Raw genomic sequence first — 12,023 nt, forward strand, 5'->3', positions numbered from 1 at the left:
CAGGTAATAACATTCCACAGGAGACAGCATGAAGAACAACACCCTCGGCAGCGCGGTCGCGCTCGCCTGCGGCCTGGCCGCGTCCGGCGCCATGGCGCAAACCAATGTCCAGGTCTACGGCATCGTCGATGCCGGCCTGGCCCGCGTCACCAACGTCAACGCCGCCGGCGATTCGGCCACCAAGATGCCTTCGCTGACCAGCTCCTTCCCTTCGCGCGTGGGTTTTCGCGGCACCGAGGACCTGGGCAATGGCCTGCAGGCCTTCTTCGTGCTGGAAAGCGGCTTCGCGATGGACACGGGCGTGTCGGGCCAGGGCAACCGCCTGTTCGGCCGCGCCGCCCAGGTCGGCCTGAAGGGCGCCTGGGGCACCCTGACCCTGGGCCGCCAGAACAACATGACCTATATCTCGGGTCTGAAGACCGACGTGCTGGGCCCGCACCTGTTCGCGATCGGCAGCATCGACCCCTACCTGCCGAACGCGCGCAGCGACAACGCGATCGGCTACATGGGCAGTTTCAGCGGGATGGTGGTGGGCGCCACCTACAGTTTCGGGCGCGACGCCTCTGCGGCGGGCGGCCCGGCGGCCACCAACTGCGGCGGCGAAGTGGCGGGCAATTCCAAGGCCTGCCGCCAGTACACCGGCCTGCTCGGCTACGAGACCAAGGCCTGGGGACTGAACGCGTCCTACGACAAGCTATACGGGAACACGGGCGCGGCCTTCGGCCTGAGCAGCAGTGCCAACACCGACGTGCGCACCACCGTGAACGGCTATGTCATGCTGGGCGCGACCAAGCTGGGGGCCGGGGTGATCGACCGCGAAACCAAGGCCTCGACCGGCCTGAGCGAATCGGCGCTGTGGTACTTCGGCGCCAGCCACCCGATCGGCGCGTACACCATCGACGCGCAATGGGCCAAGCGCGACCAGAAGAATTCGAATTCGGATGTGTCGATGCTGGTGGCGCGCCTGACCTATTCGCTGTCGAAGCGTACCCATGTATACGGCGCGGTCGGCCGCATGGACAACGACGGCGCCTCGGCGGTGGCCCTGGACGCCGGCGGCACCGTGGGCGTCGGCATGACGCAGAACGGCGTCATGGCCGGCCTGCGTCACCACTTCTGACCGGGTCTCAGGGCAGCAGCACCGAGAGTTCCTGGGCGCCGCGCAGCAGGACGGGCAGGAACTCCTGCTTCATGCGCTCCACGCTGACGCGGCCCGCCTGGGCGCCCACGTTCAAGGCCGCCAGCACCTGGCCGGAGGCGCCGCGCACCGGCACCGAAATCGAGCGCAGGCCGAGTTCGAGTTCCTCGTCGTTCACCGCGTAGCCGTCCTGGCGCACGCCGGCGAGGATCTCGCGCAGGCGCTTCTGGTTCACGACCGTGCGTTCGGTCATGGCGCGCAGCTTGGTGCGGGCGAAATAGGCATCGAGTTCGGCTGGCGCCAGGTGGGCCAGCATCACGCGGCCCAGCGAGGTGCAGTAGGCGGGCAGGCGGCTGCCGGTATTGAGCGCCACCGACATCACGCGCGTGGCGGCGGCGCGGGCCACGTACAGCACTTCGCCGTCGTCCAGCACCGCGAGCGAGCTGGATTCGCCCAGCTCGCGCGAGATGCCGTTCAGGTAGGGCTGGCTCGACACCGTCAGCGGCGTCGAGGACAGGTAGGAATAACCGAGGGTGAGCACCTTGGGGCGCAGCGAGAAATTGTTCAGTTCGGCATCGACATAGCCGAGCTGCTGCAGGGTGTACAGGCAGCGGCGTACGGCGGCGCGCGGGATCCCGGTCTTCTGGCTGATCTGGGCAATGGTCTGGGGCTTGCGCGAATCGCTGAAGGCGCGCACCACGGCCAGGCCGCGCGCGAGCGAAGTCATGAAACTCGGGTCGGTGAGGGCGTCGATCTGTTCGGCGATCGTCGGTTCGCGTTCCTCGGGGGCTTCGGTGGCTGGCTCGGTACTTCGTTTTGTTGTCGATGTGGTCATGGCGAGATTTTAATGCAGGGAAGGGCGCTTCGATTGCTCTTTTTTCTTGACCTTTTCATCCACCACTCGATACACTTGGATGGACGGTAATCGATCATTAGTGCGATTATCGAACAACAGAGCCACTATTTCAAGCGTGCGGCCCATGGCTGCACGCGACAGGCGAAAGAACATGATCGATAAAACTTTTAAAACGCTGGAACGCGCCGTCGCCGATGTGCACGACGGCGCCACCGTCATGATCGGCGGGTTCGGCAACGCCGGCATGCCGTCGGCGCTGATCGATGCGCTGATCGCCCAGGGCGCGCGCGAACTCACCATCGTCAATAACAATGCCGGCAACGGCGAGACGGGGCTGGCGGCGCTGATCAGGGCGAAGCGCGTGCGCAAAATTGTTTGCTCCTTCCCGCGCCAGGCGGATTCCCACCATTTCGACGCGCTCTACCGCGCCGGCGAGATCGAACTGGAACTGACCCCGCAGGGCAACCTGGCAGAACGCATCCGCGCGGCCGGCGCCGGCATCGGGGGCTTCTTCACCCCGACCGGCTACGGAACCCTGCTTGCGGAAGGCAAGGAAACGCGCGAGATCGCCGGCCGCAACTACGTGCTCGAGTCGCCGATCCACGCCGACTTCGCGCTCATCAAGGCGCTGCGCGGCGACCGCTGGGGCAACCTGGTGTACCGCAAGACCGCGCGCAACTTCGGCCCGATCATGGCGATGGCCGCCAAGGTCACCATCGCCCAGGTCCAGGACATCGTCGCGCTCGGCGAACTCGACCCGGAAGTCATCGTCACGCCGGGAATCTTTGTCCAGCGCGTGGTAAAGGAGGCAGCATGAACGCCGCATTGAACCGGTATAGCCGCGACCAGATCGCCGCCCGCGTGGCCGAGGACATCCACGAGGGGGCCTACGTCAACCTGGGCATCGGCTTGCCGACCAAGGTGGCCAACTACCTGCCGAGCGACCGCGAAGTCTTCCTGCACAGCGAGAACGGCCTGCTCGGCATGGGCCCGGCGCCCGCTCCCGGCGAAGAAGACGAAGACCTGATCAACGCCGGCAAGCAGCCGGTCACCCTGCTGACCGGCGGCGCCTACTTCCATCACGGCGACTCCTTCGCCATGATGCGCGGCGGCCATCTCGACGTCTGCGTGCTGGGCGCCTTCCAGGTATCCAGCAAGGGCGACCTGGCCAACTGGCACACCGGCGCCCCGGACGCCATTCCCGCCGTCGGCGGTGCGATGGACCTCGCGATCGGCGCCAAGCAGGTGTTCGTGATGATGGACCACCAGACCAAGACGGGGGAAAGCAAGATCGTCCGCCAGTGCAGCTACCCGCTGACCGGCGTCGCCTGCGTCAACCGCATCTATACCGACCTGGCCGTGCTCGACGTCACCCCGCAGGGGCTGGCGGTGCGCGAAATGGCGCCAGGACTTACTTTCGCCGAGCTGCAGGCCGTCACCGACGCCGAGCTGCTGGCCCCACAAGACAAGGAGCAGGCATGACCGACGCGTTTATCTGCGATGCGATCCGCACCCCGATCGGCCGCTACGGCGGCGCCCTGAAGGACATGCGCGCCGACGACTTGGGCGCGGTCCCGCTGCGCGAACTCATGGCGCGCAATCCAGGCGTGGACTGGAGCGCGGTGGACGACATCGTCTACGGCTGCGCCAACCAGGCCGGCGAGGACAACCGCAACGTGGCGCGCATGGCGGCGCTGCTGGCCGGCCTGCCGCCCGAAGTACCGGGCACCACGGTCAACCGCCTGTGCGGCTCGGGCATGGACGCGGTCGGCATCGCCGCCCGCGCCATCCGCGCCGGTGAAACCCGCCTGATGATCGCGGGCGGCGTCGAGTCGATGACGCGCGCGCCTTTCGTGATGGGCAAGGCCGATAGCGCGTTCTCGCGCAACGCCGCGATTTACGACACCACCATCGGCTGGCGCTTTCCGAACAAGCAGATGAAGGCCTTGTACGGCACCGACGCCATGCCCGAGACGGCCGAAAACGTGGCGGTGGACTACCAGGTGTCGCGCGCGGACCAGGACCGCTTCGCGCTGGCCAGCCAGCAAAAGACCGCGCGCGCCCAGCGCGACGGCCTGTTCGCCGACGAGATCGTGCCGGTCCTGGTGCCGCAAAAGAAGGGCGATCCGGTCCGCTTCGAGCAGGACGAGCACCCGCGCGAGACCAGCATCGAGGCCCTGGCCAAATTGAAAGGCGTGGTGCATGCCGAAGGCAGCGTCACCGCCGGCAACGCCTCGGGCGTCAACGACGGCGCCTGCGCTCTCCTGATCGCCGGCGCGGAAGCGGCCGCCCAGTATGGCCTCACCCCGCGCGCGCGCATCGTCGGCATGGCCACCGCCGGCGTGGCGCCGCGCGTGATGGGCATCGGCCCGGCGCCGGCCACGCAAAAGCTGATGCGCCAGCTGGGCATGTCGATCGACCAGATGGACATCATCGAACTCAACGAGGCCTTTGCCTCGCAGGGCCTGGCGGTGCTGCGCGAGCTCGGCATTGCCGACGACGACCCGCGTGTCAATCCCTATGGCGGCGCCATCGCGCTCGGCCATCCGCTCGGCATGAGCGGCGCGCGTCTGGTGACGACGGCCATGTACCAGCTGCACCGCACACGGGGGCGCTATGCCTTGTGTACCATGTGTATCGGCGTGGGGCAGGGTATCGCGATCGTCATCGAGCGCGTCTGATTTCGTAAGGTTTTACAGGAAGAGAAGCAGGAGACAAAACATGAAAATACCACGAGCACAAAACAGGAGGCAGCCATGATCGGCAACATGATCGGCGTGCTGTTCGACGGCGTCGCCTACGGCAGCCTGTTGTTCCTGATTAGCGTCGGCCTGTCGGTGACGATGGGCCTGATGAACTTCGTCAACCTGGCGCACGGCGCCTTCGCCATGATCGGCGGCTTCGTCTGCGTGACCTTGCTCAACCGCATGGGATTGCCTTTCCTGGCGACCCTGCCGCTGGCCTTCATCGCCGCCGCCCTTGTCGGCCTGCTGCTGGAACGCACGCTCTACCGCCGCCTGTACAAGGCCAGCCACCTGGACCAGGTGCTGTTCTCGATCGGCCTGACTTTCATGGCGGTGGCCGGCGCCACCTTCCTGTTCGGCCCGACCCAGCAGCCGGTGCAGCTGCCGGACTGGCTGCGCGGCCAGGTGAATGTGCTGGGCCTCGACCTGGGTTCCTATCGCCTGTTCCTGATCGCGGTCGTGGTCCTGGTAACCCTTGGCCTCTACCTCTTGATCGAGCGCACCCGCTTCGGCGCCCAGATCCGTGCTTCGGTCGACAACCAGACCGCGGCCGAAGGCCTCGGGATCAACGTCAGCCGCGTGTTCAGCCTGACCTTCGCACTGGGCTCCGGCCTGGCCGGACTGGGGGGCGGCCTGGGCATCGACGTGCTGGGCCTGGACCCGAGCTTCCCGGTCAAGTACATGGTCTACTTCCTGCTGGTGGTCGCCGTCGGCGGCGCCGGTTCGATCAAGGGCCCGCTGATCGCGGCGCTGATCCTCGGCGTGTTCGACGTGGCCGGCAAATACTATGTCCCGGAAGTCGGCGCCTTCGTCATCTACACCCTGATGGTCGTGCTGCTGATCCTGTTCCCGGCCGGCCTCGTACGGAGGAAAGCATGAACGCCTTTTCCACCTCGGCGGTCAAGGCCGCCCCGATCGACGCCAAGCCTGAGGCCACGATGAAGCCTGGCACCCTGCGCCTGCCGAACGACCGCTGGAAACCGCTGGAGATCGTGTTCTGGCTGCTGCCGGTAGCGTCCTATTTCCTCTTCCCGAACTACCTGGTTCTGGTCAGCCAGATCATGATCGTCGGCCTGTTCGCGCTCTCGCTCGACCTGATCCTGGGCTATGCGGGCATCGTCTCGCTGGGCCACGCGGCCTTTTTCGGCCTGGGCGCCTACACGGCCGGCCTGCTGTCGGTGCACGGCTGGGGCGAACCCATCTCCGGACTGGGAGCGGCGGCGCTGGTGGCCGGCCTGTTCGGCTTCTTCGTCAGCTTCCTGGTGGTGCGCGGCCAGGACCTGGCGCGCCTGATGGTCACCCTCGGCATCGGCCTGATGCTGTTCGAAGCCGCGAACAAGGCGGCCTTCCTGACCGGCGGCGTCGACGGCCTGTCGGGCATGGTCATGAACAATCTGTTCGGCACCTTCGAATTCGACCTGTTCGGCAAGACGGCATTCTGGTACAGCTTCGGCGTGCTGTTCATCCTGTTCGTGGCCATGCGCCGCCTGGTGCATTCGCCCTTCGGCCTGTCGCTGCGGGGCATCCGCGAAGGCGGTCGCCGCATGCCGGCCATCGGCGCCAACGTCGACCGCCGCTTGCGCGCCATCTACACCGTGAGCGCCGCCGTTGCCGGCATCGCGGGCGCATTGCTGGCCCAGACCACGCAGTTCGTCGGCCTCGACGTGCTGGGCTTCCCGCGCTCGGCGGAACTGCTCATCATGCTGGTGCTGGGAGGCACCGGCCGCCTGTACGGCGCGCTGATTGGCGCCGCCGTGTTCATGGTGGCCCAGGACTATATCTCGGGGCTGGATCCGGCCTACTGGCAGTTCTACATCGGCCTGCTGCTGGTGCTGATCGTGCTGTTCGCACGCGGCGGCATCCTGGGCGGCGGCGAAAAACTCATCGCCAGCCTCAAGCCCGCCAAACGCAAGGAGGCAGCATGAACGACAACACCCTGCGTACCGACTCGCTGTGCAAGCAGTGGGGCGGCTTCAAGGCCAATACCGACGTCTGCCTGAACTTCGTGCCCGGCTCGCGCCATGCGCTGATCGGCCCGAACGGCGCCGGAAAGACCACTTTCATCAACCTGCTGACCGGCGCGCTGGCGCCGACCAGCGGCGCGGTCTACCTGGGCGGCCAGGACATCACGAAGCTGCCGCAGCACAAGCGCGTCAAGCTGGGCATGACCCGGACCTTCCAGATCAACACCCTGTTCGCGGGCATGACCGTGCTCGAGTCGGTGGCGCTGGCGATCTGCGAACGGCGCGGCTTGCCGAGCTGCTGGTACAAGACGGTCGAGAAGCACCAGGACGTGATCGACGAGGCGATGGCGCTGCTGGCCACCCTCAGGCTGACCGACCAGGCCAACAGCGTCACCCGCAGCATGGCCTACGGCAAGCAGCGCCTGGTGGAGATCGCGCTGGCGCTGGCGACCAAGCCCAGGATCCTGCTGCTAGACGAACCCGCCGCCGGCATTCCCCAGGCCGAAAGCAAGGAGCTGTTCGAGGTGATCGCCCAGCTGCCGCGCGACGTGACCGTGGTCTTCATCGAGCACGACATGGGTCTGGTGTTCCGCTTCGCCGACCGCATCACGGTGCTGGTGGGCGGCAAGGTGCTGACCGAAGGGACGCCGGCCGAAATCGCGGCCGATCCGCGTGTGAAAGAAGTGTATCTGGGTGAGGTGGAACATGGCTGAGCTGCTTGCTCTGGACAAGGTCACGGCGGGCTACGGCGAATCGATCGTGCTCGAAGACGTGTCCTTCACGATGCACGAGGGCGACAGTCTCGCGCTGCTGGGCCGTAACGGCGTGGGCAAGACCAGCCTGCTGGTGACCCTGATGGGCCTGACGCGCCTGCACCGCGGCGCGATCCGCTGGGCCGGTGCCGACATCGCGCGCGTGCCGACCTGGCGCCGCTCGCGCGAAGGCCTGGGCTGGGTGCCGCAGGAACGCCATATGTTCCCTTCCTTGAGCGTGGAGGAACATCTGACGGTGGTGGCGCGCCCCGGCCCGTGGACCCTGGCGAAGGTTTACGAGATCTTCCCGCGCCTGCAGGAGCGCCGCGCCAACATGGGCAACCAGCTCTCGGGTGGCGAGCAGCAGATGCTGGCGATCGCCCGCGCGCTGATGACCAATCCGCGCATCCTGCTGCTGGACGAGCCGATGGAAGGGCTGGCCCCGATCATCGTGCAGGAACTGGTGCGCGTGATCCGGCGCCTGGTGGCCGAGGAAGGCATGTCGGTGATCGTGGTCGAGCAGCATGCACGCCTGGCGCTCTCGCTGACCTCGCGCGCCATCGTGCTGGACCGTGGCCGCATCGTGCACGACTCGGATAGCGCGAGCCTGCTGGCGGATGGGGAAAAACTCGACCGCCTGGTGGCAGTCGCGTAGCCGTGGCGTGGGCGGGTTCCCCGCCCACGCGGCGATCGTTCAGGCGTGAATCCTTGCGCCCGGGCCGATCGCCGCCGCTTGAACGCGTGGACGGGGAACCCGTCCACCCTACAACAAATGGAGACACCATCTTGAAACCACTGAATCAGATCCGCCGTCACATCCTGCTGGGCGCCGCCATGCTGTCCGCCGGCGTCGCCGTCGCCGCCGAGCCGCTCAAGGTCGGCCTGATCGTGCCCATGTCCGGCCCCTTCGCCTCCACCGGCCGCCAGGTCGACGCCGCCGTCAAGCTCTTCCTGCAGCAGAACGGCAATACCGTCGCCGGCCGCCAGGTCCAGGTGATCCTGAAGGACGACGGCGGCGTCTCGCCCGATGTGACCAAGCGCATCGCCCAGGAACTGGTGGCGCGCGACCGCGTGCAGGTGCTGGCCGGCTTCGGCCTGACCCCGCTGGCCTTCGCCGCCGCGCCGGTCGCCACCCAGGCCAAGGTACCGATGATCGTGATGAACGCCGCCACCTCGGTGATCGTCGAGCGCTCGCCCTACATCGTGCGCACCGGCTTCACCCTGGCGCAGGTGACCGCGCCGATGGCGCAGTGGGCTGCAAAGAACAACATCAAGTCGGTGGTGACTTTCGTCTCCGACTACGGTCCCGGCATCGATGCCGAGAAGGTCTTCGTCAAGGACTTCGGCGCCGCCGGCGGCAAGGTGGTGGCCAGCCTGCGCGCGCCGCTGCGCAATCCGGACTACGCGCCTTTCCTGGCGCGGGTGAAGGACGCCAAGCCGGACGCCGTGTTCGTGTTCGTGCCTTCGGGCGAGGGCGCTGCGGTGCTCAAGCAGTTCACCGACCGCGGCCTGGACAAGGCCGGCATCCGCCTGATCGCCACCGGCGACGTGCTGGACGACGACCTGATGCCGAGCATCGGACCGGCCGCGCTGGGCGTGGTCAGCAGCCACCATTATTCGGCCGCCCACCCGTCGCCGGAAAACAAGGCCTTCGTCGCCGCCTTCGGCAAGGCCAACAAGGGCCTGCGCCCGAACTTCCACGCGGTCGGCGCCTGGGACGGCATGCAGCTGCTGTACGCGGCCCTGAAGAAAACCGGCGGCAACAGCGATGGGACGAAACTGGTGGAGGCCATGAAGGGCGCCGCCTGGACCAGCGTGCGCGGCCCGGTCTCGATCGACCCGGCCACCCGCGACATCGTCCAGAACGTCTACATCCGCAAGGCCGAGCAGGCCAATGGCGGCGTGTTCAACGTGGAGTTCGACACGGTCGAGAAGGTCCGCGACCCGGGCGTGGACTAAACGCCTGAGGAGGGCAGGGCCAGCGGCGCGCGGCTCTGCTCGTTGTTCCCGCTCACCAGCTTGGCCAGCAGTTCCATGAACTGGCGCTGCTCGGCCGCTGCCAGCGGCGCCAGCAGACGCTCGCGCAGGCGCAGCGCGCCCGCTTCCAGTTCTTCCAGCAGCCGAGCGCCCGAAGGCGTGATGCTGAGCGCGCGCTGGCGGCGGTTGTGCGGGATGACCTTGCGCTCCAGCAGTCCTTTCTCTTCCAGCCGTGCGCACACCGTCGCGCCGGTCGAGGTATCGATCGCCGCCAGGCCCGCCAGCGACACCTGGTCGATGCCGGGATGGTCGGCCAGCCGGCTCAGGATCGCATACTGCACCGGGGTCAGCTCGGTGCCCAGTTCATCGTAGAACAGCGACACCGATATCTGCTGCGCGCGGCGCAGCAGGTGGCCCGGGTGTTCGTACAGGTCGAGGTGGTGCTGCGCTTGGCTGGTCGGCATGGCTGGTCCTGGCGTGGTGCGGTGCACCAACAAAAAACATCGAAACCGGAGTTTACTTCGGCCCGCAAAAGGAAGATACTTTTCTAAACATTCAGTGCACTGAATATTAAAACATCTGACGAGACAGGAGACGACAATGTTCCCGAAAAACGCGTGGTACGTGGCATGTACGCCGGACGAGATCGAAGGCAAGCCGCTGGGCCGGCAGATCTGCGGCGAAAAGATCGTGTTCTACCGCGGCCAGGGCGGCAAGGTCGCCGCGGTCGAGGATTTCTGCCCCCACCGCGGCGCGCCGCTGTCGCTCGGCTTCGTCCGCGACGGCAATCTGGTATGCGGCTACCACGGCCTGGAGATGGGCTGCGAAGGCAAGACCGTCAGCATGCCCGGCCAGCGCGTGCGCGGCTTTCCCTGCATCCGCAGCTATCCGGTGGAAGAACGCTACGGCTTCATCTGGGTCTGGACCGGCGACAAGGAATTGGCCGATCCGGCCGCCATCCACCGCCTGGAGTGGGCGGAGAATCCGGAATGGGCCTATGGCGGCGGGCTGTATCACATCAATTGCGACTACCGCCTCATGGTCGACAACCTGATGGACCTGACCCACGAGACCTATGTGCACGCCTCGAGCATCGGGCAGAAGGAGATCGACGAAGCACCGGTGACGACCAGGGTCGAAGGCGAGGAAGTCATCACCAGCCGCTTCATGGAGAACATCGGCGCGCCGCCGTTCTGGCGCGCGGCCCTGCGCGGAAACGGCCTGGCCGACGACGTGCCGGTGGACCGCTGGCAGATCTGCCGCTTCAACGCGCCCAGCCACGTGATGATCGAAGTGGGCGTGGCCCATGCGGGCAAGGGCGGCTACCACGCCGACCCCGCCCACAAGGTGTCGAGTATCGTGGTGGACTTCATCACACCCGAGACCGAGACCTCGCACTGGTATTTCTGGGGCATGGCGCGCCAGTTCAAGCCGGACGATGTGGAATTGACGAAGACGATTCGCGAAGGGCAGGGCAAGATCTTCGGTGAAGACCGCGAGATGCTGGAGCTGCAGCAGCAGAACATCCTGCGCCATCCCGAGCGCAAGCTCCTGATGCTGAATATCGACGCCGGCGGCGTGCAATCGCGCCGCATCATCGACCAATGGCTGGCGCGCGAACGCCCGCAGGCGGCAGCGAAGGACCAGGCGGCATGAGCGCGGACACGATCGAAGTGCGCGTCGCGGCCCGCAGCTGCGAGGCGGACGGCATCTGCAGCTACGAACTGGTGCGCACCGACGGCCAGTCCTTGCCGCCTTTCGAGGCCGGTGCCCATATCGATGTCCACCTGGGCGAGCAGCTGGTGCGCCAGTACTCGCTGTGCAATGCTCCGCACGAGACCCACCGCTACCTGATCGGCGTGCTGCGCGATGCCGCTTCGCGCGGCGGTTCGCAAGCCATGCACGAGCGCGTGCGGGAGGGGACGGTGCTCCGGATCAGCGCGCCCAGGAACCATTTTCCCCTGGTCGAGGCGCGACGCACGCTGCTGCTGGCGGGCGGCATCGGCGTGACGCCGATCCTGGCGATGGCCGAGGCCCTGGCCGCCCGGGGCGCGGCTTTCGAAATGCACTATTGCACGCGCTCGCCGTCGCTGGCCGCATTCCGGGAGCGGATCGGGGCGTCCGGATTCGCGGGGCAGGTGCATTTTCATTTCGACGACGACGTGGCGAGCAGGCTGGATGCTCCCACGCTGCTGGCGCAGCCGGACGAGGGCACGCACCTGTATGTCTGCGGTCCGGGTGGCTTCATCGAGCACATCCTGTCGAGCGCCAGGGCGCAAGGCTGGCCGGAGGCGCAGCTGCACGTCGAGTATTTCGCCGGCGCCGTGATCGATACCACGGGCGACCAGGCCTTCGACGTCAAGCTGGCCTCGAGCGGCAAGGTGGTGAGCGTGCCGGCCGGCCGCACGGTGATCCAGGTCCTCGCCGAGCAGGGTGTCGACATTCCCTACTCATGCGAGGAAGGCGTGTGCGGCACCTGCCTGACGCGCGTGGTGGACGGCGTGCCCGATCACCGCGATATGTACTTGACCGACGAGGAGCGCGCCGCCAACGACCAGTTCACGCCCTGCTGTTCGCGGGCGAAGAGCAGGA

At 66.8% G+C, this 12,023-nt stretch carries 13 protein-coding genes; 11 read left to right on the forward strand and 2 right to left on the reverse strand.

What is annotated here, in order from left to right; genetic code table 11:
• Positions 1-28 precede the first annotated feature (28 nt).
• Positions 29-1,120 (forward strand): porin, encoded by a 1,092-nt coding sequence (locus V7778_RS22055; RefSeq protein WP_335559215.1) that lies wholly within the window; start codon positions 29-31, stop codon positions 1,118-1,120.
• Positions 1,121-1,127: 7 nt separating this feature from the next.
• Here V7778_RS22055 and V7778_RS22060 read toward each other — a convergent pair whose 3' ends face one another.
• On the reverse strand, positions 1,128-1,973 hold the full coding sequence (locus V7778_RS22060; protein ID WP_335559217.1) for an IclR family transcriptional regulator domain-containing protein: 846 nt from the start codon (positions 1,971-1,973) through the stop codon (positions 1,128-1,130).
• 172 nt (positions 1,974-2,145) lie between these two features.
• Between V7778_RS22060 and V7778_RS22065 the strand changes: the two genes are divergently transcribed.
• The 8 genes from V7778_RS22065 (at position 2,146) to V7778_RS22100 (ending at position 9,413) form a co-directional block, all read left to right on the forward strand.
• The gene (locus tag V7778_RS22065; protein ID WP_335559219.1) at positions 2,146-2,811 is read left to right on the forward strand and encodes a 3-oxoacid CoA-transferase subunit A; all 666 of its coding nucleotides are present in this window, start codon (positions 2,146-2,148) and stop codon (positions 2,809-2,811) included.
• An 8-nt stretch (positions 2,812-2,819) separates the two neighbouring features.
• Complete coding sequence (locus V7778_RS22070) at positions 2,820-3,476, forward strand: CoA transferase subunit B (protein ID WP_335559237.1); 657 nt, start codon at positions 2,820-2,822, stop codon at positions 3,474-3,476.
• Positions 3,473-4,675, forward strand: coding sequence for a 3-oxoadipyl-CoA thiolase (pcaF, locus tag V7778_RS22075; protein WP_335559222.1), 1,203 nt, complete (start codon positions 3,473-3,475; stop codon positions 4,673-4,675). The genes V7778_RS22070 and pcaF overlap by 4 nt, the downstream gene beginning before the upstream one ends.
• A 75-nt stretch (positions 4,676-4,750) precedes the next feature.
• Entirely contained in the window at positions 4,751-5,617 is an 867-nt protein-coding gene (locus V7778_RS22080; RefSeq protein ID WP_335559225.1) for a branched-chain amino acid ABC transporter permease, read from the forward strand.
• 59 nt (positions 5,618-5,676) lie between these two features.
• The gene (locus V7778_RS22085) at positions 5,677-6,663 is read left to right on the forward strand and encodes a branched-chain amino acid ABC transporter permease (RefSeq protein WP_335559239.1); all 987 of its coding nucleotides are present in this window, start codon (positions 5,677-5,679) and stop codon (positions 6,661-6,663) included.
• Positions 6,660-7,415, forward strand: a complete 756-nt coding sequence (locus V7778_RS22090) for an ABC transporter ATP-binding protein (protein WP_335559227.1) — start codon at positions 6,660-6,662, stop codon at positions 7,413-7,415. The genes V7778_RS22085 and V7778_RS22090 overlap by 4 nt, the downstream gene beginning before the upstream one ends.
• Positions 7,408-8,109 carry an ABC transporter ATP-binding protein gene (locus V7778_RS22095; RefSeq protein WP_335559228.1) on the forward strand — a complete coding sequence of 234 codons (702 nt, stop codon included), beginning with the start codon at positions 7,408-7,410 and terminating at the stop codon, positions 8,107-8,109. The genes V7778_RS22090 and V7778_RS22095 overlap by 8 nt, the downstream gene beginning before the upstream one ends.
• 179 nt (positions 8,110-8,288) lie before the next feature.
• Positions 8,289-9,413, forward strand: coding sequence for an ABC transporter substrate-binding protein (locus V7778_RS22100; protein ID WP_335559241.1), 1,125 nt, complete (start codon positions 8,289-8,291; stop codon positions 9,411-9,413).
• Here V7778_RS22100 and V7778_RS22105 read toward each other — a convergent pair.
• Complete coding sequence (locus V7778_RS22105) at positions 9,410-9,895, reverse strand: MarR family winged helix-turn-helix transcriptional regulator (RefSeq protein WP_335559229.1); 486 nt, start codon at positions 9,893-9,895, stop codon at positions 9,410-9,412. The two genes, V7778_RS22100 and V7778_RS22105, sit on opposite strands and share 4 nt — an antisense overlap.
• 136 nt (positions 9,896-10,031) lie before the next feature.
• Between V7778_RS22105 and V7778_RS22110 the strand changes: the two genes are divergently transcribed.
• The gene (locus tag V7778_RS22110; RefSeq protein WP_335559231.1) at positions 10,032-11,087 is read left to right on the forward strand and encodes an aromatic ring-hydroxylating dioxygenase subunit alpha; all 1,056 of its coding nucleotides are present in this window, start codon (positions 10,032-10,034) and stop codon (positions 11,085-11,087) included.
• A partial coding sequence (locus tag V7778_RS22115) for a PDR/VanB family oxidoreductase (protein ID WP_335559232.1) occupies positions 11,084-12,023 on the forward strand: 940 nt, incomplete at its 3' end. The genes V7778_RS22110 and V7778_RS22115, both read left to right, overlap by 4 nt.

Origin of the sequence: Massilia sp. DD77 (assembly GCF_036961685.1) — a bacterium.
Classification (GTDB): Bacteria; Pseudomonadota; Gammaproteobacteria; order Burkholderiales; family Burkholderiaceae_D; genus Telluria.